The organism is Kribbella sp. NPDC050241, from assembly GCF_044459685.1.
In the GTDB taxonomy this organism is placed as follows: Bacteria; Actinomycetota; Actinomycetes; order Propionibacteriales; family Kribbellaceae; genus Kribbella.
The window spans coordinates 978,637-999,171 of the sequence record NZ_JBITJE010000003.1; the positions used below are offsets into that span (position 1 = coordinate 978,637).

General features: G+C 69.1%; 22 protein-coding genes. 11 read left to right on the plus strand and 11 right to left on the minus strand.

What is annotated here, in order from left to right; all coding sequences use genetic code 11:
• Positions 1–28: 28 nt before the first annotated feature.
• Both ACIBG5_RS19535 and ACIBG5_RS19540 read right to left on the minus strand, forming a co-directional pair.
• Positions 29–1,309, minus strand: coding sequence for an adenylosuccinate synthase (locus tag ACIBG5_RS19535; RefSeq protein ID WP_396392878.1), 1,281 nt, complete (start codon positions 1,307–1,309; stop codon positions 29–31).
• Positions 1,310–1,641: 332 nt separating this feature from the next.
• Positions 1,642–2,595 (minus strand): diacylglycerol/lipid kinase family protein, encoded by a 954-nt coding sequence (locus ACIBG5_RS19540; protein WP_396392879.1) that lies wholly within the window; start codon positions 2,593–2,595, stop codon positions 1,642–1,644.
• Positions 2,596–2,671: 76 nt separating this feature from the next.
• On the opposite strand from ACIBG5_RS19540, the gene ACIBG5_RS19545 reads away from it, so the two are divergent.
• Positions 2,672–3,481, plus strand: a complete 810-nt coding sequence (locus ACIBG5_RS19545) for a DUF1206 domain-containing protein (RefSeq protein ID WP_396392880.1) — start codon at positions 2,672–2,674, stop codon at positions 3,479–3,481.
• Here the strand turns inward: ACIBG5_RS19545 and ACIBG5_RS19550 are convergent.
• The 3 genes from ACIBG5_RS19550 to ACIBG5_RS19560 are packed head-to-tail and all read right to left on the minus strand — an operon-like array spanning position 3,466 to position 5,413.
• Complete coding sequence (locus tag ACIBG5_RS19550) at positions 3,466–4,173, minus strand: phosphatase PAP2 family protein (RefSeq protein ID WP_396392881.1); 708 nt, start codon at positions 4,171–4,173, stop codon at positions 3,466–3,468. The genes ACIBG5_RS19545 and ACIBG5_RS19550 overlap by 16 nt on opposite strands.
• Positions 4,173–4,868: a phosphatase PAP2 family protein gene (locus ACIBG5_RS19555; protein WP_396392882.1), complete on the minus strand. Its 696-nt coding sequence runs from the start codon at positions 4,866–4,868 to the stop codon at positions 4,173–4,175. The genes ACIBG5_RS19550 and ACIBG5_RS19555 overlap by 1 nt, the downstream gene beginning before the upstream one ends.
• Positions 4,869–4,927: 59 nt before the next feature.
• Positions 4,928–5,413 carry a VOC family protein gene (locus ACIBG5_RS19560; protein ID WP_396392883.1) on the minus strand — a complete coding sequence of 162 codons (486 nt, stop codon included), beginning with the start codon at positions 5,411–5,413 and terminating at the stop codon, positions 4,928–4,930.
• A 57-nt stretch (positions 5,414–5,470) separates the two neighbouring features.
• Here ACIBG5_RS19560 and ACIBG5_RS19565 point away from each other — a divergent pair, with 57 nt between their 5' ends.
• Positions 5,471–6,292: a DUF6597 domain-containing transcriptional factor gene (locus tag ACIBG5_RS19565; RefSeq protein WP_396392884.1), complete on the plus strand. Its 822-nt coding sequence runs from the start codon at positions 5,471–5,473 to the stop codon at positions 6,290–6,292.
• Here ACIBG5_RS19565 and ACIBG5_RS19570 read toward each other — a convergent pair.
• The 3 genes from ACIBG5_RS19570 to ACIBG5_RS19580 all read right to left on the minus strand — a co-directional run bounded on the left by ACIBG5_RS19570 (position 6,276) and on the right by ACIBG5_RS19580 (position 8,831).
• Complete coding sequence (locus ACIBG5_RS19570; RefSeq protein WP_396392885.1) at positions 6,276–7,478, minus strand: MFS transporter; 1,203 nt, start codon at positions 7,476–7,478, stop codon at positions 6,276–6,278. The two genes, ACIBG5_RS19565 and ACIBG5_RS19570, sit on opposite strands and share 17 nt — an antisense overlap.
• A 155-nt stretch (positions 7,479–7,633) precedes the next feature.
• Positions 7,634–8,380 carry a 2-phosphosulfolactate phosphatase gene (locus ACIBG5_RS19575; RefSeq protein ID WP_396392886.1) on the minus strand — a complete coding sequence of 249 codons (747 nt, stop codon included), beginning with the start codon at positions 8,378–8,380 and terminating at the stop codon, positions 7,634–7,636.
• Between the two features lie 43 nt (positions 8,381–8,423).
• A complete protein-coding gene (locus ACIBG5_RS19580; RefSeq protein WP_360450165.1) occupies positions 8,424–8,831 on the minus strand; it encodes a DUF3151 domain-containing protein in 408 nt (135 codons plus the stop codon).
• 145 nt (positions 8,832–8,976) lie between these two features.
• Between ACIBG5_RS19580 and ACIBG5_RS19585 the strand changes: the two genes are divergently transcribed.
• The 3 genes from ACIBG5_RS19585 to ACIBG5_RS19595 all read left to right on the plus strand — a co-directional run bounded on the left by ACIBG5_RS19585 (position 8,977) and on the right by ACIBG5_RS19595 (position 11,243).
• Complete coding sequence (locus ACIBG5_RS19585; protein WP_131512166.1) at positions 8,977–9,426, plus strand: HNH endonuclease; 450 nt, start codon at positions 8,977–8,979, stop codon at positions 9,424–9,426.
• Between the two features lie 12 nt (positions 9,427–9,438).
• Positions 9,439–10,200, plus strand: coding sequence for a GNAT family N-acetyltransferase (locus ACIBG5_RS19590; RefSeq protein ID WP_396392887.1), 762 nt, complete (start codon positions 9,439–9,441; stop codon positions 10,198–10,200).
• An 89-nt stretch (positions 10,201–10,289) separates the two neighbouring features.
• Positions 10,290–11,243, plus strand: a complete 954-nt coding sequence (locus ACIBG5_RS19595) for a type IV toxin-antitoxin system AbiEi family antitoxin domain-containing protein (RefSeq protein WP_396392888.1) — start codon at positions 10,290–10,292, stop codon at positions 11,241–11,243.
• 83 nt (positions 11,244–11,326) lie between these two features.
• On the opposite strand, the gene fbaA is transcribed toward ACIBG5_RS19595, so the two are convergent.
• Positions 11,327–12,352, minus strand: coding sequence for a class II fructose-bisphosphate aldolase (gene fbaA, locus ACIBG5_RS19600; RefSeq protein WP_396392889.1), 1,026 nt, complete (start codon positions 12,350–12,352; stop codon positions 11,327–11,329).
• Positions 12,353–12,553: 201 nt separating this feature from the next.
• A complete protein-coding gene (locus ACIBG5_RS19605; protein WP_132156117.1) occupies positions 12,554–13,273 on the minus strand; it encodes a GntR family transcriptional regulator in 720 nt (239 codons plus the stop codon).
• A 139-nt stretch (positions 13,274–13,412) separates the two neighbouring features.
• On the opposite strand from ACIBG5_RS19605, the gene ACIBG5_RS19610 reads away from it, so the two are divergent.
• A complete protein-coding gene (locus ACIBG5_RS19610; RefSeq protein ID WP_396392890.1) occupies positions 13,413–14,432 on the plus strand; it encodes an SIS domain-containing protein in 1,020 nt (339 codons plus the stop codon).
• Positions 14,433–14,572: 140 nt separating this feature from the next.
• On the plus strand, positions 14,573–14,971 hold the full coding sequence (locus tag ACIBG5_RS19615) for a VOC family protein (RefSeq protein ID WP_396392891.1): 399 nt from the start codon (positions 14,573–14,575) through the stop codon (positions 14,969–14,971).
• Positions 14,972–15,786: 815 nt separating this feature from the next.
• Here ACIBG5_RS19615 and ACIBG5_RS19620 read toward each other — a convergent pair.
• Positions 15,787–16,569: an IclR family transcriptional regulator C-terminal domain-containing protein gene (locus tag ACIBG5_RS19620; RefSeq protein ID WP_396392892.1), complete on the minus strand. Its 783-nt coding sequence runs from the start codon at positions 16,567–16,569 to the stop codon at positions 15,787–15,789.
• A gap of 63 nt (positions 16,570–16,632) precedes the next feature.
• Here ACIBG5_RS19620 and ACIBG5_RS19625 point away from each other — a divergent pair, with 63 nt between their 5' ends.
• From ACIBG5_RS19625 to ACIBG5_RS19640, 4 genes are read left to right on the plus strand one after another with little or no spacing between them, the layout of a single operon-like run.
• Entirely contained in the window at positions 16,633–17,466 is an 834-nt protein-coding gene (locus ACIBG5_RS19625; protein WP_396392893.1) for a CoA transferase subunit A, read from the plus strand.
• Complete coding sequence (locus ACIBG5_RS19630) at positions 17,459–18,238, plus strand: CoA-transferase subunit beta (RefSeq protein ID WP_396392894.1); 780 nt, start codon at positions 17,459–17,461, stop codon at positions 18,236–18,238. The genes ACIBG5_RS19625 and ACIBG5_RS19630 overlap by 8 nt, the downstream gene beginning before the upstream one ends.
• Positions 18,239–18,292: 54 nt before the next feature.
• Entirely contained in the window at positions 18,293–19,342 is a 1,050-nt protein-coding gene (locus ACIBG5_RS19635) for a maleylacetate reductase (protein ID WP_396392895.1), read from the plus strand.
• On the plus strand, positions 19,339–20,535 hold the full coding sequence (locus ACIBG5_RS19640) for a thiolase family protein (protein WP_396392896.1): 1,197 nt from the start codon (positions 19,339–19,341) through the stop codon (positions 20,533–20,535). Before ACIBG5_RS19635 ends, ACIBG5_RS19640 begins: the two co-directional genes overlap by 4 nt.

A 20,535-nucleotide genomic window follows, 5' to 3' on the forward strand; every position in this document is an offset into this window, starting at 1 on the left:
GCGAGCGGGGTGGCCGGCACAGGCTGGGTCAGGGCTGGATGATCTGGGATCGTTCGGGGCCCACTCCGATGGCGGAGATGCGGGCGCCGCTGAGGGACTCGACGGCGCGGACGTAGGTCTGGGCCTGCTTCGGCAGGTCTTCGAAGGTGCGGCAGCCGGTGATGTCGTCGGACCAGCCGTCGAACTCCTCGTAGACCGGGACCGCGTGGTGAAAGTCCGTCTGCGTCATCGGCATCTCCTCGTGCCGTACGCCGTTCACGTCGTACGCGACACAGACCGGGATCTTCTCGCGGCCGGTCAGGGTGTCCAGCTTGGTGAGGACGAAATCGGAGACGCCGTTCACGCGGGCGGCGTACCGGGCGATGACCGCGTCGTACCAGCCACAGCGGCGCGGCCGGCCGGTCGTCGTACCGAACTCCGCGCCCTGCTGCCGCAGCCACTCACCGTCCGCGTCCAGCAACTCCGTCGGGAACGGACCCTCGCCGACGCGAGTCGTGTAGGCCTTCACCACCGCCATCACGCGATCGATCCGGGTCGGCGGGATGCCCGCACCCGTGCACGCACCGGCAGAGATCGCGTTGGACGAGGTGACGAACGGATACGTCCCGTGGTCGACGTCCAGCAGGGTCGCCTGACCGGCCTCCATCAGCACCGTCTTGCCGTCGTCCAGCGCCTTGTTCAGCAGCAGGCTGGTGTCGGCCACCATCGGCCGGAGGCGTTCGGCGTACCCGAGCAGTTCGTCCAGCACCTCGGAGATCTCGACCGCACGCCGGTTGTAGACCTTCACGAGCAGCTGGTTCTTCTGCTCCAGCGCGCCGGTGACCTTCTGCTCGAGGATCTTCTCGTCGTACAGGTCCTGGACCCGGATGCCGATCCGGTTCATCTTGTCCGCGTACGTCGGCCCGATGCCGCGGCCGGTGGTGCCGATCCGGCGGCTGCCGAGGAAACGCTCGGTCACCTTGTCGAGGGTCCGGTTGTACGGCGGGATCAGGTGCGCACCGGCGCTGACCACGAGCCGCGAGGTGTCGAGGCCGCGGGCCTGCAGCGCGTCGAGCTCCTCGAACAGCACGTTGAGGTCGATCACCACCCCGTTGCCGATCACCGGGGTGACACCGGGAGTCAGGATCCCGCTCGGCAGCAGGTGCAGCGCGTACTTCTCGGAGCCGATCACGACCGTGTGGCCGGCGTTGTTCCCGCCGTTGAACTTGACCACGTAGTCGATCACGGCGCCGGTGTTGCCGAGCAGATCGGTCGCCTTGCCTTTGCCCTCATCGCCCCACTGGGCGCCGACGAGCACGATTGCGGGCATCTCAGCCCTCCTCTTCACGCGCCGGCTGACGGCCTCACGACTGCGCGACTGCCGGACGCTGGAAACGGTGAAGCCCGGAGACGTTCACCGGACATTCATCCGGCAACGCATCCAGGCTCTTGCGACCAAAGCCTACCGGACCCCGGTCCACTGGCCGGCCTGCTGCTCACCGTCTTGAAACGCTCACTTCAAGTAGCTGTTTCATCAATCGACGGCTTGCCATTCAGCGTGATCGCGTGCACACTCTTAGTCAGCGGCCCGCCGAAACTGCCGCAGGGGACGGTTCCGGCGGGCCGCTGTCTCGTGCTCTGACGAGAACAGTCGTCGTGCCGTCAGGCGCTGTCTCGTCCGACGCGTACGACCAGGCAGGCCGACTGCACCGCGAAGCGCAGCCAGCCTGCCTCGGTAAGCACGTCACCGTCGACCTCACACAGCTGTGGCGGATCGACTCGCACCGTGAGGTCACGACCCCGATCACGCTGGAGCGACGGTCCGTCGCCCCGCTCGGCCAGCACCCGCGAGGCCACCCCGATCCACTCGGTCAGGCTCTCGGGGCTGACCGTCGCCACGTCCAGCCGGCCATCATCGACCTCGGCATCGGGCAGCAGCACCATGCCGCCGGTGAGCTCGCCGCAGTTGCCGACCACGACCGTGCGGGCCTGGCCGGCGGCCGCGGTGCGCCCATCCACCACCAGGTCGACCGCGAACGGGTCGTCGTTCAGATGCGTACCACCGCTGGCGACGTACGCCGCCCAGCCGGCCTTGTCCTTCACGCCCTCGGGCGCGTCATTCATGATCTGAGCGTCGAAACCGAGCCCGGCCATGACAGTGAAGCAGTGGACGTTGTCCGCGCCGGTGCGCAGGTCACCAGCGCGCTGGCTCTCATCGGGGTCGACGACCAACCATCCGACATCGATCGTGCGGTCCTGGCCGGAGAAGGCAGCGGCGGCCGCCTCGGCCAGGGAGTCGACCGGGAGGCCGAGGTTGCGGGCCAGCAGGTTCCCGGTACCGCCTGGAAGGAGACCGAGCGCGACGCCGGTGCCGACGAGCTCCTGCGCCACCGCCCGCACGGTCCCGTCGCCCCCGAGGGCGCACACCAGACCGGCGCCGTCGCGAACGGCCTCGCGCGTCTGGCCGAAGCCGGGATCGTCCTCGGTCGTCTCGACCAGCGTCGGCGCCTCGACGCCCGCCGCCCTGGCCGCATCCTGGAGAACCTCGCGCACGTCGGCGAGGTCGACCTTCGTCGGGTTGACGACGACGACGACCTCAGGACCCTTAGCGTTCATCCGCGTACTGTTGCACGGCGCCCGCGAGGCTTACCAGCGGCGGTGGCTGGGTACCCGTAGGCGAGGGGAGAACATCATGAACAGCAGCGGCGATCGGCCCGGCGACGTGAGCGGCGAGGCGAAGAGGGCCGCAGCCAAGGCCGGTGACCATCCCGTGGTCGAGTGGGGGGCTCGCCTCGGCTACGGTGCCAGCGGCGTCCTGCACCTGTTGCTCGCCTACCTGACCGCACGGATCGCTCTCGGCCTCGGCGGACAGGAGGCGAGCCAGTCGGGGGCGCTGGCGACACTCGCCGAGGAGCCGGTGGGACAGGGCCTGCTCTGGGTGATCGCGGCTGGGTTCACCCTGCTCGCCCTCTGGCAGCTCACCGAGCTCGTCGCCCGGCACGAGGCGTCGGACAAGGCGAAGGCCGGCGGCAAGCTCGTGCTGTACGGCGCGCTCGCCTGGACGTCCTTCACGTTCGCCTCGGGCGGTCGTACGTCGACCAACCAGCAGACCAAGGAATTCACGGTAACCCTGATGGAGGCACCGGGTGGCCGGGTGCTCGTCGGTCTGGTCGGCGTCGCCGTCATCGGCATCGCCGCCTACCACGTGGACAAGGGTTGGCGGAAACGGTTCCTCGGGGACCTGCAGGAGCACCCGGGCCGGTCGGTGGTCCTCGCCGCCAGGGTCGGCTACATCGGCAAGGGCATCGCACTGGCGGCCGTGGGCGTCCTCTTCATCACGGCCGCGATCCAGCAGCGGGCGGGCAAGGCGACCGGCCTGGACGGGGGCCTCCGATCGATGCGGGACCTGCCCGCCGGCACGGTCATTCTGTTCGCCATCGCGCTCGGCCTCGCGGCATACGGCGTGTACTCCTTCGCGCGTGCCCGCTACGCGCGCGTCTGATTCTCCACATCGCCGCGACGCAGCCAGCACCAGGCGAGCAGGGCCGCCACCGAGCCGTTGACGATGGCCACCACCACGTCGCTGACGAAGTGCATGCCCCGGTAGAGCCGTGCCGTCGCAACGAGAAACGGGATCGCCAGGCACACGGTGACCACCACGCTGCGGAGCACCGGGTTCGTGATCCGCAGGGCCATCAGCCCCAGAGTGAAGTACAGCGCGGTCGCGGCACCGGTGTGCCCGCTCGGGAAGCTGGAGGTCGGCGCCGAGTTGTCCAGCTTCTCGACGTCGGGGCGCTGGCGGACGATGAGGAGCTGGGTGAAGAAGAAGACCAGCCCCTGCAGGCTGATCGCGATGAGCGGCACGACCGCGAACCACCACTGCTTGGCCCGCCGCCAGACCAGCACGACCACGACCAGGCACACGCCGATGATGCTGACCGTCGCGCCCGTCCACGAGAAGAACAGGGTGACCGCGTCACCGAACGCCTCGCGTGACGACTCCAAGCTCTTGCTGACGCTGTCCTCGGAGACGCCCAGCTCCTTGAGCGGGCCGTCGGTGAGGAGCCACCCCATCCCGACCACGACCAACCACCACACCACGAGAGGGGCCAGTGCGCGGACCACCAGGTCACGGCCCGCCTCCTTGGCGGTGGGTCGGGACGTGTCTTCCTGCCAGCGGGTGAGGAACGCCATCAGTCTGAACCTTCCGTCGTGCTGTCGGTGGGGGTTGGCGGCCTCCAGCCCAGGTAGCCCGCGTACGACGCGGCCGTCAGCCCGCACCCGAGCAACACACCGGCAGTGACGTCGGACAGGAAGTGGGCGCCCGCAAAGAGCCTGTCGGCACACGTCACGATCACCCAGACCGCACCGAGGCCGACCAGCAGCCTCCGGATACCGGTACCCACCAGAGGCCATATCAACAGCACGACCACGGTGACGACGATGGCGTTGTTGGTGGCGTGACCGGAGGGGAAGGAGAATCCGGCGTGCTGGGCGAACGGGTCCTCGATCTCGGGGCGGGCACGGCGTACGAGAAGCTTCAGCACGGCCGCGATCGCCCAGCCGGCGGCCATCGTCGCCAGCGCCCACCAGGCCCGCGTCCGCAGGTGCTTGCCGAACCAGACGTAGAGGGTCACCGGCAGGCCCAGGACCAGGAACATCACCCAGGGCTGGCTGATCAGTTCCCACGTGTCGACGAACGACCGGAACCGTGGGTGACCGCGTGTGTAGTCGGTTGCGGCGACGATGAGGTTCTCGTCGAGGGTCACCAGCGGGTCGTACTTGGTGCGGACGAGGAACGCCAGCATCGCCAGCGGGACGGCGACGACAACCGCGTAGACGACCGCCCGTGTCAGTCGGCGCCAGGGGGAGACGGCGGCGGGGTCCATGACGGCATCCTTGCACCGTCGGCGGCTTGAGCTCGCAGGTCAGCGCGCCCCCGGACCGCCTACTGCAGCTCCTCCGGGTTGGAGGCCAGCCATTCCTTCACCCGGCGGTCGGCCTCCTCCGGGGACACGTCCTCGACCTTTGTCAGGATCGCCCAGCGGTGGCCGAACGGGTCGATCACGGTGCCGAAGCGGTCTCCGGTCATGAACGTCTGCACCTCCTCCACCGGCTTCGCCCCGGCCGCGACCGCCTTCGCGTACGTCGCGTCCACGTCGGGCACGTAGTGGACCAGCGAGGAGTGCACCCACTCGCCGTTCGGTGCCTGCAGCCCGATCTGCGGCATCTGGTCGCTCAGCTGCAGCATCGAGTTCCCGAACTTCAGCTCCGCCTGTCCGAGCCGCCCGTCCGGCATGTCTTGCCGGCTGATCACCTCGGCCCCGAACACCGACTGGTAGAACTCGATCGCCTTCGGCCCGTCCGCTACGGCGAGGTACGGGGTCAGCGAGTGATAACCGTCGGGGATGGGGTTTACCGTGTTCTCCGTCATGTCGGTAGTCAATCCGTTGACCGCCGTACCGGTCTTGTAAGAAAGCGACAGCCACTGGTGACGACTCCGCCGGAGAGCGAGAAGGGCATCCTGCATCCGCGTGAGCAGGCTCGGCACCGCTCACTCCACCGCCTCGCCGCAGGGCCCGAGGTCGGCCGCTTCGTGGAGTGGTACTGGATCGTCGAGTGGGACCTGGACGAGCCGTACACGGCCGAGGTGCTGCCGTTCCCGAGTGTCAACGTGACCTTCGAGCAGCCCGGTGGCGCGTTCGTCAACGGTGTCTGCACGCGCAAGTTCGAACGTGAACTGGTCGGCCGCGGGCGAGCGTTCGGGGTGAAGTTCTGGGCCGGTGGGTTCGGTGCGGTGACCGGACTGGACGTGGCGTCGTTCCGCGACCAGGTGCTGCCGCTGACCGCCGTGTTCCCGGACGGCGACCGGCTCGCGGACCTGATGTTCGCCGAGGAGTCCGACGTACGACGGCGTGCGGTGTTCGAGGCGTTCCTGCGCGATCACCTGGCTCCCCCGGACCCGTCGTACGAGCTGGTCCGCGAGATCGTGACCGCGATGTCGGCCGACCGCTCAGTGGCCCGGGTGGACCAGATCACCGAGCAGTTCGACATCCCGATCCGCACCCTGCAGCGACTCTTCCGCCGGTACGTCGGCGTCGGCCCGAAGTGGGTGCTCCGCCGCTACCGCCTGCACGACGGCGCCGAGCTCCTGGCACAGGGCGAAGTAGCCGAGCTCGCGGAACTGTCCGCCTCCCTCGGCTACTTCGACCAGGCCCACTTCTCCAAGGAGTTCAAGCAGCAAATCGGCCTGACCCCAGCCGAATACGCCGCCCGAGCCGCAGCCGAACGCCAAATCACCTACCAACCCTGAGTGCGAGGGCGACTGCGGCTGCGGTTGTTGCTGAGAGCAACGCCAGGAGGAAGCCGTAGTGCGGGTCGTGGGCATCGACGATGTGGCCTGCGAAGGCTGCGCCTAATGCGATGCCCGCGGCGCAGCCGGAGTTGAGCCAGGTGAAGGCCTGCGTGAGTACGGCGGGGTGCACTTCGGCCTGCGTCAGGACTGCGGACAGGATCTGGAACGGCGCGATCGCCAAGCCTGGAAGGGCTAACGCGAGACCTACCTGGAGCGGGGAGTCGACGACGAGCAGTGGCAGACAGCTCAACGCCAGACCCGCCAGGGCGATGGCTAGCTGGGTAAGCGGTGGAGTACGCCAACGCCGCGCGCCGTAGGCCAGTCCGGCGAACAGACTGACCAGACTGGTCACGCTGTAGAGCGGTCCGGCGAGTCCTGGGCTGCCTGTGCTCAGTGCGTACGCCGTCACCGAGACCTGCATGCTGCCAAAGAACAGACCGATACCGATGTTGGTCCCGATCAAGCCCAGGAAGGTCGGGCGCATCAGCCGCGCCTTGCCGGTTCCACGCTCGTGCACTGCCGGTGGAGGCGCCGTACTGCGTTGCACAGACAGCGACAGACCGCCCGCCAAGAGCAGAGTCGTCGCGAGGATCGATCCGGCGACCGGACTGGCAAGGCTGCTGACCGTACCTATCAGGGCTGGGCCGACCATGAAGGCGACGCCTGTGCCGAGTGACTCCAGCGCGTACGCCGAGGACAGCCCAGGCCTACCCCGGAGAGCATGCGACCACCTGGCTGAGGTCTGCGCGCCTACTTGCGGCAGCGATCCGCCGGCTAGGACGCCGGCAGCGACCAGCACCGGCAGCGGAGCTGACTGCAGTGTGAGGCCGATCAGCAGAGCCACCGCCAGGCCGTGCTCCACCAGAGTGATCGGCAGCATGCGTGTCTGCCCGTACTTGTCGATGAGGCGCGCGACCTGTGGGCCCGCCAGTGCCTCAGCGACTGCGAAGCCACCGGTCACGCTGCCTGCGGCGGCGTACGAGCCGGTAGAACTGTGGACCAGCCAGACGATGCCCAAGCTGGTCATGGCGATACCGATGCGAGCCGGTGCCGCTGCTAGGTAGAACTTCCACGCCCCGGGAGTACGCAGTACCTCTGCGTAGGTCGCTGCGGGCGTGCGGATCCGTCCGGTGAGTGCCGGCACGGTAGTACCTTCCGCTGCCCGGAGGGGCGGGGACCGACCGTGGGCGTCCTGCTGCACCGGTCTGTCCGAGTCCGCCTACAACCGTCCATATCTCGGGCAGGAAGCGGGGACGCGCGCCGCCTACCGGCTCTATCAACGGGCAGTAACGTCGTAGCTCAGGTTGACGCGCTCATCTTACCGTCCCTCAGAACGGGAACGCATTGGCTGGTGTCGACCTCCGCCGCGATCGCGACGTCGTCCGGGTAGCCGTACTGCGTGAGTTCGCGACCGCCGGCGCAGTCGTACAGCAGTGCAGGCAGCTCGTCTGCGACAGCGTCGTACGCCGCCACCGCCGCTCGGGCTTCCGGCGACAACTCGCCCACCCGCAGGGCGCTCAGAAACCCGCCGGCACCCCAGAGGTCCTCCACAGCCGGCCGGAGCGATCCGTCCGTCCACCGCTCCCCTGCCGCGATCGCCACCACCTTGAGGTCCGGCTTCTCGGCGCACCGCACATTCACCCAGGCGGCTGCGGCAGCCCGGTTGCGCAGTGACACCGCGATCACCGTGGCGCCGCTGTCGCTGAGCTGCTGCGAGATGGTCGAGCCGTTGGGCGACGGGAGCACCAACCGCTCGACTCCGTGCGCTTGACGGATGGTGACCGGCGACAGGCTGATGTCCCCCGGACCCGCCTCGGACCTGCCGACCGCGAGCTGAGCGTCGTACTGCTTGGCATAGGCAACGGCCGTCTCGTCGCGCCAGCGGTACGGGTACACGTCGATGCCCTGATCGACGGCGACGGTCACGGCGGTGGTGAACGACAGCACGTCCACGACAGCCACGAGGTTGCCGGCGACCACCTTCGCACCGACCGGTCCCCAGTCGAAGCCGACTCTGTATCCGTCCTGCGCATACGGGCTGGTCACCCGACGGATCATGCCGCCGAGTCACCAGCCCGACAACCAGGTTTCAGCTCAGCGCATCGGCTGCGGTGGGCGACGAGTCGCGCAGGAACGTGGCGCAGCGCTCGGCTTCGTCCTTCTCGTCGATCAGCGCGGCCGCCTTGCCCAGTGCGGCGAGGCAGCGCAGGAAGCCGCGGTTCGGCTCGTGCTCCCACGGGACCGGGCCGTGGCCCTTCCAGCCGTTCCGCCGGAGCAGGTCCAGGCCGCGGTGGTAGCCGGTCCGGGCGTACGCGTAGGCCTCGATCGTGCGGCCGCCCGCCAGGGCTGCCTCGGCCAGCACGCCCCAGGCCAGCGAGGACGTGGGGAACTTGGCCGCGACGTCCGCCGCAGCTGCCCCGGCGGCGAGTTCCGCCGCGGCCGGGTCTACTGGGAGTAGTGTCTCGGGTGGACCTGAGAGCAGATTGTTCAATTCCATAAGCACATCTTCGCCGATCACGCAGCCGAACCGGCACGTGACCGTCTGACGAAATCCGTTGACCGTTCACCGACCGGCCACGGATGCTTGAGACCCTGCGTCAATGCCGCCGTGGTTCCCAGCTACGGCCGGAAGGAGGCACCGGATGAGCGTCATAGTCCTGAACGCGTCATACGAGCCGCTGCACACCGTCTCGATCCAGCACGCCATCCGGATGCTGGTCCGAGAGGTCGCAGTGGTGGAAGAGGCGCACGGAGAGCGGACCATCGGCCCTTTTCCGGTTCCGCGCGTACTGCGCCTGGTCCGGTACGTCGTCACCCATTGGCGCTACGCGGCCGGACGGATGAAGTACAGCAAGCACGGTGTGCTCCGGCGTGACAAGTTCCGGTGCGCGTACTGCGGCCTCGACAACGCCGACACCATGGATCATGTTCAACCCAGATCCAGGGGCGGCCGCACCGAGTGGCTGAACGCCGTGGCCGCCCATGCCACCTGCAACGAGCGGAAGGGCAACCGCACACCCGCCGAGGCCGGCATGCCGCTCCTCTGGCAACCCTGGGTTCCAACCCGCGCAGAGCTCGTCATACAGACATGACGGGCTTTTTTCATGCCCGTTGCCAGGCGCATTGAACTACCGTCCGGGCGGCTCCTGGAGATCACCACAGTCGCCGAGCGGCCGGAGCTGGCCGGTGCAGAGGTCGGCGTCGCGGGCTGGCCGGAGTTCATGCGCCACAACCGAGTGTCCGAGGCCTACTTCTGGCAGACGCTCGAGACGTTCCCAACGACCTGCCTGGTCGCGACGACTGATGGTGTAGTCGTGGGCGACGCCCACGCCGTACAGCTGACGAGTCGCGCGGAGCTCCCGGCCGGAGGGTGGGAACAGGCGGTTGTCTGGGCGTTCGCGGACGCCCGGCGTGGACTCGAACCGGACGTCGCCTGCGCGCTCAATATCAGCGTTGCCCAAGACCTCCAAGGACAGGGTGTAGCCGGCCACCTCCTGGCCGCCCTCCGGGACGCTGCCACCGACCTTGGACTCGGGCAGCTCCATGCGCCCGTCCGACCGAGCCACAAACACCTCGAATCGGGTACGTCGATGCAGGAGTACGCCGCCCGGACTCGCGCGGACGGCCTGCCGTTCGACCCGTGGCTTCGGACGCATGTCCGGGCCGGTGGGGAGATCGTCGGCCTGGCTCCGACGTCCTGGGTAGTCGCCGGATCGCTGGAGGAATGGCGTCGATGGACGAGCCTTCCGTTCGACCAGGACGGCCCGGTCGAGGTTCCAGGTGCTCTCGTCTCCGTGCGGTGCGACGTCCAGGCCGGGTGTGCTGTGTATGTGGAGCCGAACGTGTGGGTTAGGCATCGGCTGTGATCCCCAGGTTCTCCACAGGTTCGAAGTCGTGGTCCGCGGAGGGGGCTGATCGCGGCAGGTTCTAGGGCATGAACCCTCAACTTGCTGTGATGGCCTCGATTCGGGGTGGCGTGTTCACTCGGGCTGATGCTCGGGCCTGTGGTTACCCCGATCCGGATATCGACTCCTTGCTGGACACCGGCGGCTGGCGCCGGATCCGGCCGGGCACGTATGCCGAGCGCCGGTCGCTCATCCTGATCACTGACGAAGTCCTGCATCTGCGGAAGGTGTCGCGCGTTCTCCGCTCCGGCGGGCCCAACGTCTACGCCAGCCATCAATCCGCCGCGGCCCTGCATGCCCTACCGGTCTGGGGGCTCGACCTGTCCCGAGTGCACGTGACCGCGCCCGCCGGTCGCCCGGGCTGCGTCGGCGGCGTGCACCGTCACATCCGCGACCCAGTCGGCCCAGGCATCCAGTTGTGGAACAAGCTCCGGATGGTCTCCCCCGCCCGCGCGGTTGCCGAGGTGGCGGCGACCGCGCCCAAGACGCCGGCCGTGGTCCTGGCCGACGCCGCGCTGTACGCCGGTCTCGTCACCAGACGCTCGCTGAAACGCGCAGCCCACGACCACGGCAATGAACGCTCGGTCGAGATCACGTCCCTCGCCTGCACGAACTCGGCATCGGTGGCCGAATCACGTCTGCGCTTCATCCTCGCCGGAGCCGGCTTCCCGACCCCATCACCGCTTCCTGCCCCGGACGCGGACACACCCGACCCAGGTCAGCCCGAGACCACGTCCCTCTGGTTCCCGGAAGAACGCACAGTGCTCGAGTTCGAGCCGCGCTTCCCCTTCTGGTACGAGGAATTCGTGCCGGACGAGGACGAGTCAGCCGCACCAACCCCACTCCCCGACCCGTCCGCCCCGTTGCCGATCGAGCACTGCTGGATCCCCTGGGCCGATCTCAACGATCCACCGGCCGTCATCGACCGCGTCCGTTCCACCTTCGCCCGAGCATCCCGCCGTACCGGCGTCCGCCGATTCGACCTCGTCCGTGCCCGGATGTGAGTGGCCCACCGCACTCGGCGGTGAGCCCCTCGAAACCCCAGATCTGTCAGGAGCAACAGATGTCAGGTGTTCAATACCGAGCGTCAGGCGTTGATCGCCGTACCCGCCGAGCGGAGGCTCTCGCAGGCCTCGACGACGCGCTTGGCCATGCCCTCCTCGGCCGCCTTGCCCCACGCGCGCGGGTCGTAGGCCTTCTTGTTGCCGACGTCGCCGTCGACCTTCAGCACACCGTCGTAGTTCGTGAACATGTGCGCGGCGGCCGGCCGGGTGAACGCGTACTGCGTGTCGGTGTCGACGTTCATCTTGATCACACCGTGGTCGACAGCGGCCCGGATCTCCTCCAGGGTCGAGCCGGAGCCGCCGTGGAAGACCAGGTCGAACGGGCGCTCCTTGCCGACCTTCGCGCCGACCTGGTCCTGGATCTCCTTCAGGATCTCCGGCCGCAGCTTGACCGCGCCCGGCTTGTAGACGCCGTGCACGTTGCCGAAGGTCAGCGCGGTGATGTAGCGGCCGTTCTCGCCGGTGCCGAGCGCCTCGACCGTGGCGAGACCGTCCTCGACCGTGGTGTAGAGCTTCTCGTTGATCTCGTTGGCGACACCGTCCTCCTCGCCGCCGACGACACCGACCTCGATCTCCAGCACGATCTTCGCCGCGGCCGTCTTGGCCAGCAGATCCTTGGCGATCTCGAGGTTCTCGGTCAGGGGCACGGCCGAGCCGTCCCACATGTGCGACTGGAACAGCGGGTTCTGGCCCCGGGTGACGCGCTCGGCCGAGATCTCCAGCAGCGGCCGGACGAAGCCGTCCAGCTTGTCCTTCGGGCAGTGGTCGGTGTGCAGCGCGATGTTCACGCCGAAGTTCTTGGCGACCTCGTGCGCGTACGCCGCCAGGGCGACCGAGCCGGTCACCATGTTCTTCACGGTCGAGCCGGACAGGTACTCCGCACCGCCGGTGGAGACCTGGACGATGCCGTCCGAGCCCGCCTCGGCGAAACCGCGGATCGCGGCGATCAGCGTCTGCGAGGAGCTGACGTTGATGGCCGGGTAGGCGAAGCGGTTCTGCTTGGCCTTGTCCAGCATCTCGGCGTAGACCTCAGGGGTGGCAATAGGCATGTCTCGCGGTACTCCTCACAACACAGTTCTTGTGGGTCGAGCTCCAGTATTGCCGCCCGGTACCTCGTCGTATCCGGCGGCCCGCCTGCCGGACCGGCCGGGCGGCCGGGGAGCGATCGGCAGAGATGTAGACCAGTTGATGAACAGGACGGATCCAGTTCGTTGCGGCCGGATGTCCGTCCGGATCCCGGCCGCGGCCACTCAGGCCGACCCGGATCGCGGGCCCCGCGGGGTCAGAGCCATGTGCAGCCGGTAGCGATCGGCCCGGTAGGCCGACCAGGACAGCTCGACGACCTTGCGGCCGGCGAAGGTGGTTCGCTCGAGGACCAGCAGGGGTGCCCGCCTGGCCACACCGAGGACCCGGGCGACGTGACCGTCGGCGTTGTCCGCCCGGACGGTCTGCTCTCCGGAGGTGACGACGACGTCGTACTCGCTGGCGAAGACGTCGTACAGGGTGCCGAGCTCACGGCCGAGCAGGCCCGGGAAGAGCGCGGACGGGTAGTAGCCGACCTCGTAGGCCATCGGCGAAGCGTCGGCGGTGCGCAGCCGTTCAACCCGGATCACCTTGGTGCCCTTGGCGACCCGGAGACCCTTCGCAGTCTCGTCCGATGCCTCGATCTCGGTGGCCGACAGCACCACCGTGCCGGGCTCCAGGCCACGGGCCCGCATCTCCCGGGAGAACGAGGTGAGGTGCAGTTGGGAGTCGACCTGCGGGCCGGTGACGAAGGTGCCCTTGCCGTGCACGCGTTCCAGCGCGCCGGACTCGACCAGGTCGCTGATCGCCTGCCGGACGGTCACCCGGGAGACGTTCAGTTTGTCCACCAGGGCGCGTTCGGAGGGGATCGGATCTCCTGGATGCAACTCGACGTCGATCAGCCGCTCCAGTACCGATCGGACCTGGGCCCGCTTGGTCGCCACCATCGCTTCTCGATCCTCCAGACCTGGGCGAGCCTCGGGGGTGCCCCGGGGCGCCGCTCACTGCTATCGTGCGCAGCATACCTGTTAAGACCAGATAGGACCAGTGATCGCAGTGGTGTCTGTCCCCGCTCAGGAAACCCAGATGGCGCGCGAGATCGCCGAGCAGCCGGCCGCCCTGGCCGCGACGTTCGAGCATGTGCTGCCGCTGCGGCACGACATCACCCGGCTGGCCGCGGGGCGCCGGCACGTGATCTTCGTGGCTCGCGGATCGTCGGACAACGCGGGCGTGTACGGCCGCTACCTGACCGAGATCCACGCCGGCCGGCAGGCATCACTCGCCGCCCCGTCGGTGGCGACGCTGTACGGCGCCAACCTCGACCTGTCGAACTCGCTGGTGGTCGCGGTGAGCCAGTCCGGTGCGACCCAGGAGATCGTCGACACAGCCGAGTGGGCCAAGCGAAACGGCGCGGCGATCGTCGGCATCACGAACGACGGCGACAGCCCGCTGGCCTCGACCGCCGACGTCGCCCTGATCACCCAGGCCGGCAAAGAGCTCGCGGTGCCGGCCACGAAGACCTACACCACGCAACTCGCGGCGATCACGGTCGCCGTCGATGCGCTCGCTCAGAGGCCGGGGACGCTGGACGCGGATATCGCCCGGGTCCCGGACGCCGCGACGAAGATGCTGGAGAACTCTGTCGAGGCCGCAGCGGATCTGCTCGCCGGCGCGCACGACGTACTTGCCAGCGGGCGTGGGCTCACGTTCGGCACGACGCTCGAGGTCGCCCTCAAGCTGGAGGAGACTTGCCTCCAGCCGGTCCGCGGTCTCTCGTACGCCGACCTGAAACACGGCCCGATCGCGGTCGTCGACGCCGACCTGGTCACCATCCTGGTCGCGGCCGCCGAGGGCCCCGCGCTTCCGGGCATGATCGAGCTGGCCGGCATCGTTCGCGAGAAGGGCAGCAAGATCCTCGGCATCGGCGGCGATCCCACCTTCGCCGCCCGCTGCGACGTCAACCTGCCAGGCCCCGACCTCCCCGAAACCCTGACTCCTCTTGCCCTGGTCATCCCAGCCCAGCGAGCCATCGAGTCCCTGGCCCGCAAGCTGGGCCTGAACCCCGACGCCCCGCGAGGCCTCCGCAAAGTCACCCAAACCGACTGAGCCACGTCGGCCCGCAGCTCCTCGGCAACCTCCTTCGAAGATCTCCTGGGAAAGTGCTCATTTGGTGAGCAGTTTGGCTGGGAGGGTTGTGGTCAAGCAACCGAGGAAGGGGCAGGACGATGATGCGAGGGTTTGCGACCGTGAGTTTCTACGCCGACGACGTGAAGGCGGCGCGGGAGTGGTACTCGAAGCTGCTCGGGATCGAGGCGTACTACGCGGTGCCGTCGGCGGAGGAGCCGGCCTACGTCGAGTTCCGGTTCGGGGACTTCCAGTGCGAGCTGGGGATCATCGACGCGAAGTACGCACGGCATGACGTCAGCCACGGCCCCGCCGGTGCGATCGTCCACTGGCACGTCGACGACCTCGAGGGCGAGCTCGAACACCTGCTGGCGCACGGGGCGACGCTGCTCGAAGGAATCGTTGAGCGAGGCAACAACACCGGCTTCCGTACGGCGTCCGTGGTCGACCCGTTCGGCAACATCATCGGCATCATGAACAACCCGCACTACCTCCAGATCCTCGCCGACCTCAAGGGCTGAGCACCCGCCGCGGACCGGGGGCGTGGCCGCGGACCGGGGGCGTGGCCGCGGACCGGGGGCGGTGGCCGCGAACAGGGGCGGTGGCCGCGGACCGCGGGCGTGGCCGCGAACAGGGGCGGTGGCCGCGGACCGGGGGCGTGGCCGCGGGCCGGGGCGGTGGCCGCAGACCCGGGGGCGGTGGCCGCGAACAGGAACCGGCGACCGCGGACATGTCGTGACTTGTCCGAGGCCCCCACTTCCTGTCCGAGCCCCCTGGTCGTCCCGCCGGGTGGTTGTGCTCTGGGACCCCCTCCCGACCCACTTCCCCCCGCGCTTCCCAGCCCCCGTTCGCCGGCGGGCCAGGCCAGGACCGCGTTCGTGTCGACCCACTTCCCCGCGCTTCCCAGCCCCCCGTTCGCTCGGGGCCGGGTCGGAACCGCGTTCGTGTCGACCCACTTCCCCCGCGCTTCCCAGCCCCCGTTCGCTGGCGGGCCGGGCCGGGCCGGGACCGCGTTCGTGTCGACCTTGTGCACCAGATCCCCATCTGAGCGGCCATCCGGTACGCACACGGCGCACAAAGTCGAGGATTCCGCCGGCGCCCGGGCGCGGCGGGCTCGGGGCGGACGGGGCTCGGGGCGGGCGGGTTGCGGCGGGCGACCACGGCGCCGGGTCGGCGAGGCGCGGCGGGGCGGGGCGGGGCGGCGCGACGCGGGGCGGGGCGGGGCGGGGCGACGCGACGCGGGGCGGGGCGACGCGGGGCGGGGCGACGCGGGGCGGGGCAGGGCGGCGGGGCGGAGCGGCGGCTGCGGGGCGGAGCGGCGGGGCGGTGGGGTGGGTTAGAGGTGGCCGCGGTGGGTTAGGGCTGTGGTGATTTGGGCGGCGGCTGCCTGGAGGTGGGGAAGGACGTCGGTGCGGAGGGTGGCTGGGGTGGAGCGGGAGGCGTGGGCAGAGACGTTGAGGGCGGCGATGGTTCGGCCGCGGGCGTTGCGGATGGGGGCGGCGATCGAGCGCAGGCCGAGCTCGAGCTCCTGATCGACGAGGGCGTACTCGTCGAGGCGGGCGCGGTTGATGCTGTCGCGGAGCTTGTCCGCCGACGTCACCGTCCGGGGGGTGAGCGACTCGGCGTCCAGCGTCGACAGGTAGGTCGTCAGCTCCTCCTCCGGCAGGCCGGCCAGCAGGACACGACCCATCGAGGTCGGGTACGCCGGTAGCCGCGCGCCGACTCCGAGTGCGACGGTCATGATCCGGCTGGTCGGGACGCGGGCGACGTACACGATGTCCGGCAGGTCGAGCGTCGCGATCGAGCAGGACTCGCGGGTCTTCGCGCTGAGCTCCTCCATGAACGGTCCCGCAAGCTCGCCGAGATCGAGCGACGACAAGTACGCCCAACCAAGTGCGAGCACCCGCGGGGTGAGCGAGAAGCGCCGGCCGTCGCTGCGGACGTACCCGAGTTCGCCGAGCGTGAGCAGGATCCGCCGCGCCGTCGCCGGCGTAATGCCGACGTCGCGCGCCACCTCGCTGAGCGTCAGCGACGGCGCGTCCGCCGAGAACGCACGGATCACCGCAAGCCCACGCTCGAGCCCCTGCAGGAAGGTCCCGGTAGACGTCTCAGCAGCCATCGGCTAGCCTACTTTTCGTTGAAAGAAGAACTTTTCGCTCAGCGAAATCGTAGCGGAGCCCGCATGCCAAGTCCAGTTCCTCTCAGCGAAGCGATCGCGGCGCACGTCCACGACGGCGACACCGTGGCGCTCGAAGGCTTCACCCACCTCATCCCTTTCGCGGCCGCGCACGAGATCGCCCGGCAGGGCCGGCGCCACCTGACCCTGGTCCGGATGACGCCCGACCTCGTGTACGACCAGCTGATCGGGCTGGGCGTCGCGGACGAGCTCGTCTTCTCGTACGGCGGAAACCCGGGTGTCGGTTCACTGCACCGGCTCCGCGACGCGGTCGAGAAGCACTGGCCGCACCGGCTCGTCGTCCACGAACACAGCCACGCCGGCCTGGCCAATGCGTACGTCGCCGGTGCCACGAGGCTGCCGTTCGCCGTACTGCGGGGATACCGCGGCACGGATCTCGAGGAGCAGCGGGACATCATCAGCCGGGTCACCTGTCCGTTCACCGGGGAGGAACTCGCCGCGGTGAAGGCGGTCAACCCCGATGTCACGGTGATCCACGCGCAACTGGCGGACCGGGACGGGAACGTCATGCTCTGGGGCATCACCGGGGTGCAGCGCGAGGCGGTGCTCGCGGCGAAGCGGGCGATCGTGACGGTCGAAGAAGTTGTCGACGAGTTCCCCGAGCACACCGGCGCGGTGATCCTGCCGAACTGGGTGCTGTCCGCGGTGAGCGTCGTACCGGGTGGGGCCTGGCCGTCGTACGCCGCCGGGTACTCCGGGCGCGACAACGACTTTTACCAGCGGTGGGATGCGGTGTCGCGGGATCGTGCAGCCTTCCTGCAGTGGGCTGCGGAGAACGGCTTGCCGGCGGCCCAGGAAGAGGTGACCGCGCATGCGTGAGCAGGACGCCGTGGCGCAGACGGCTGAGTGGAACTCCGCGGACATGATGAATGTGGCGGCGGCCCGGGAACTGCGGGACGGGGATGTGTGCCTGGTCGGCGTCGGGCCGCCGAATCTGGCCGCGAACCTGGCGCGGCGGACGCATGCGCCGAACTGCCGGCTCGTCTACGAATCCGGGGCGATCGACGCGAAACCGCGCCGGCTGCCGTTGTCGATCGGGGACGACGATCTGGCCGCGACGGCGACGGCAGTGGTGTCGGTGCCGGAGATATTCAACTACTGGGTCGGGGCCGGACGGATCGACGTCGGGTTCCTCGGCGCGGCGCAGATCGACCGGTTCGGGAACATCAACACGACCGTCATCGGCGAGCACAGCGACCCCAGGACCCGGCTGCCGGGTGCGGGCGGTGCGCCGGAGATCGCGGCGGCGGCCGGGCGGGTGATCGTGATCGTCAGGCAGTCGCCGCGGACGTTCGTCGAGCAGGTCGACTTCGTGACCTCGGTCGGGTACGGCCCGACCGGCCGCGAACGCCAGGCTCCCGGCGCCGGTCCGACCCTGGTCATCACCGACCACGGCGTACTCGAGCCAGACCCGGACACCAACGAGCTGACGCTGACCCGTCTGCACCCAGGGGTGACCGTCGAGCAGGCGCGTGAAGCAACCGGCTGGCCGCTGAAGGTTGCCGACAGCATCAAGTCTGTCGAGCCGCCGTCCGAGGTGGAGCTGACAGCACTGCGCCGTCTCCGCGATCGGGAGGCCGCCGATGCCTGAGGCGGTGTATGTCGCAAGGCCGAACGGTGACTGTGGCGGACGAGGTGGTCGTGGATGACGAGCGACTTCGTGCACACGTTCTTTCCCGGGCGGGTGGTGTTCGGGGCGGGATCGCTCGATCAGGTGGCGGCCGAGGTCGGGTTGCTCGGGGTACGACGAGCACTGGTGGTGGCGACGAATTCGGCGCGGGACGCGGCTGACGTGGTCGAGGTCGACCTGAAGGATCGGTTCGCGGGCCGGATCGACGGGGTGACGCAGCACGTGCCGACCGAGGTTGCGGAGAACGCGCGAGCGAAGGCGCGGGAGATCGACGCCGACGGGCTGGTCGCGATCGGCGGTGGCTCGGCGATCGGCCTGGCGAAGGCGGTTGCGCTGACCGGAGAGCTCCCCATCGTGGCCGTTCCTACGACGTACGCCGGATCCGAGATGACCCCGGTCTGGGGCGAGACATCCGGCGGCAGCAAGACCACCGGCACCGACCTGAAGGTGTTGCCGAAGGTTGTGGTTTACGACGCGGTGCTCAGTCAGCATCTGCCGTTGAAGGTGACGGCTGCCAGCGTGGCCAACGCCATCGCACATTGCGTCGAGGCGGTGTGGACACCCAAGGCCGACCCGATCACCGAGACAACAGCCGTCGAAGGAGCACGAGCCCTCGCAGCAGGACTCAGAGCGATCGGCCAGGATCCCACCGACATCGATGCCCGGAGCAACCTTCTGTACGGCGCCTGCCTCGGAGGCTCCGCACTGGCGACAGCCGGCACCGGGCTGCACCACAAGCTCTGCCATCTCCTCGGCGGCACCTACAACCTCCCGCACGCCGAGACCCATGCCGCGGTTCTGCCGCAGGTGACCCGCGTCAAGGCGACAGAAGTACCGCAGGCCAAGGCACGGCTCGAGGCGGCGCTCGGGACCGACGACCTGGCGACCGGGCTGTACGACCTGTTCACCGACGCCGGCATCTCCACCAACCTGAAGGACCTCGGCCTGACCGAGGACCAGGCGGAGGAAGCCGCGCGCACGTTCCAGGGAGCTCCGCCCGAGCTCCTGCACGACATCCTCACCCGCGCATGGGCCGGTACCCGGCCCGAAGGAGCGACCCGATGAGATCCGCCTTCCTGCTGGACGCGGTCCGCACCCCCGTCGGCAAACTCGGTGGCGCGCTCGCGGCAGCCCGTCCCGACGACCTCGCCGCGGCGACCCTCCAAGAACTCGCCGGCCGCACCGGCATCGACCCGGCCGAGCTGGACGACGTCTTCCTCGGCAACGCCAACGGCGCCGGTGAGGAGAACCGCGACGTCGCCCGAATGGCCGCACTCCTGGCCGGCTTCCCTACCAGCGTCCCCGGTACGACGGTCAACCGCCTCTGCGGATCCGGACTCGAAGCCGCGATCCAGGCAGCCCGAGCGGTCGAGACGAACGACGCCAGCCTGGTCATCGCCGGTGGCGTGGAGTCGATGAGCCGCGCGCCCTGGGTACTCCCGAAGCCCGAACGCGCCTACCCGCACGGCAGCATGACCGCCGAGTCGACCTCCCTCGGCTGGCGGCTGGTCAACCCGAAGATGCCGAAGGACTGGACGATCTCGCTCGGCGAAGCGACGGAGCGACTGGCCGAGAAGTACGGCGTCACCCGCGAAGCGCAGGACCTGTTCGCGCTGGAGAGCCACGAGAAGGCCGCCAAGGCGTGGGGCGCCGGCGCCTTCGACGCGGAGATCGTGCCGTGGGAGCACCTCGCCATCAAGGGGCAGCCGCTCACCCGCGACGAGTCGATCCGCGACGGCGGCACCCCCGAGGTGATGGCCAAACTCAAGCCGGCCTTCCGCACCGACGGCACGGGGACGGTGACCGCCGGCAACGCATCCACGTTGAACGACGGCGCATCCGCCGTACTGATCGCCGACGAGGAAACCGCCGGCCGGCTGGGCCTGGCCCCGATGGCGCGGATCGTCAGCAGGGCAGTGCACGCGGTGGATCCGCAGTACTTCGGAATCGGACCGGTCGAGGCATCCAACAAGGCACTGAAGAAGGCGGGCATCGGCTGGGATGATCTCACCCTGGTCGAGCTCAACGAGGCGTACGCGGCCCAGAGTCTTGCTTGCCTGCAGCAATGGCCCGGCCTGGACCGGAACAAGGTGAATGTGAACGGCGGAGCGATCGCGCTCGGGCATCCCCTGGGCAGTTCGGGAACCCGCATTCTGACCACTCTCGCGCACGAACTGAAGCGGCGCGGCGGTGGCTTCGGCCTGGCGACGTTGTGCATCGGCGTCGGCCAAGGGCTCGCGATGGTGATCGAGGCATGA

Excerpts from the sequence above, each read along its gene's own strand:
- ACIBG5_RS19595 (WP_396392888.1), top strand. The coding sequence starts at position 10,290 with ATGGCCTCGATTCGGGGTGGCGTGTTCACTCGGGCTGATGCTCGGGCC.
- ACIBG5_RS19555 (WP_396392882.1), bottom strand. The coding sequence starts at position 4,868 with ATGGACCCCGCCGCCGTCTCCCCCTGGCGCCGACTGACACGGGCGGTC.
- ACIBG5_RS19580 (WP_360450165.1), bottom strand. The coding sequence starts at position 8,831 with ATGGAATTGAACAATCTGCTCTCAGGTCCACCCGAGACACTACTCCCA.
- ACIBG5_RS19610 (WP_396392890.1), top strand. The coding sequence starts at position 13,413 with ATGGCGCGCGAGATCGCCGAGCAGCCGGCCGCCCTGGCCGCGACGTTC.
- ACIBG5_RS19540 (WP_396392879.1), bottom strand. The coding sequence starts at position 2,595 with ATGAACGCTAAGGGTCCTGAGGTCGTCGTCGTCGTCAACCCGACGAAG.
- ACIBG5_RS19605 (WP_132156117.1), bottom strand. The coding sequence starts at position 13,273 with ATGGTGGCGACCAAGCGGGCCCAGGTCCGATCGGTACTGGAGCGGCTG.
- ACIBG5_RS19560 (WP_396392883.1), bottom strand. The coding sequence starts at position 5,413 with ATGACGGAGAACACGGTAAACCCCATCCCCGACGGTTATCACTCGCTG.
- ACIBG5_RS19640 (WP_396392896.1), top strand. The coding sequence starts at position 19,339 with ATGAGATCCGCCTTCCTGCTGGACGCGGTCCGCACCCCCGTCGGCAAA.
- ACIBG5_RS19630 (WP_396392894.1), top strand. The coding sequence starts at position 17,459 with ATGCGTGAGCAGGACGCCGTGGCGCAGACGGCTGAGTGGAACTCCGCG.
- ACIBG5_RS19590 (WP_396392887.1), top strand. The coding sequence starts at position 9,439 with ATGCCCGTTGCCAGGCGCATTGAACTACCGTCCGGGCGGCTCCTGGAG.
- ACIBG5_RS19535 (WP_396392878.1), bottom strand. The coding sequence starts at position 1,309 with ATGCCCGCAATCGTGCTCGTCGGCGCCCAGTGGGGCGATGAGGGCAAA.
- ACIBG5_RS19620 (WP_396392892.1), bottom strand. The coding sequence starts at position 16,569 with ATGGCTGCTGAGACGTCTACCGGGACCTTCCTGCAGGGGCTCGAGCGT.
- ACIBG5_RS19545 (WP_396392880.1), top strand. The coding sequence starts at position 2,672 with ATGAACAGCAGCGGCGATCGGCCCGGCGACGTGAGCGGCGAGGCGAAG.
- ACIBG5_RS19625 (WP_396392893.1), top strand. The coding sequence starts at position 16,633 with ATGCCAAGTCCAGTTCCTCTCAGCGAAGCGATCGCGGCGCACGTCCAC.
- ACIBG5_RS19635 (WP_396392895.1), top strand. The coding sequence starts at position 18,293 with ATGACGAGCGACTTCGTGCACACGTTCTTTCCCGGGCGGGTGGTGTTC.
- ACIBG5_RS19585 (WP_131512166.1), top strand. The coding sequence starts at position 8,977 with ATGAGCGTCATAGTCCTGAACGCGTCATACGAGCCGCTGCACACCGTC.
- ACIBG5_RS19550 (WP_396392881.1), bottom strand. The coding sequence starts at position 4,173 with ATGGCGTTCCTCACCCGCTGGCAGGAAGACACGTCCCGACCCACCGCC.
- fbaA (WP_396392889.1), bottom strand. The coding sequence starts at position 12,352 with ATGCCTATTGCCACCCCTGAGGTCTACGCCGAGATGCTGGACAAGGCC.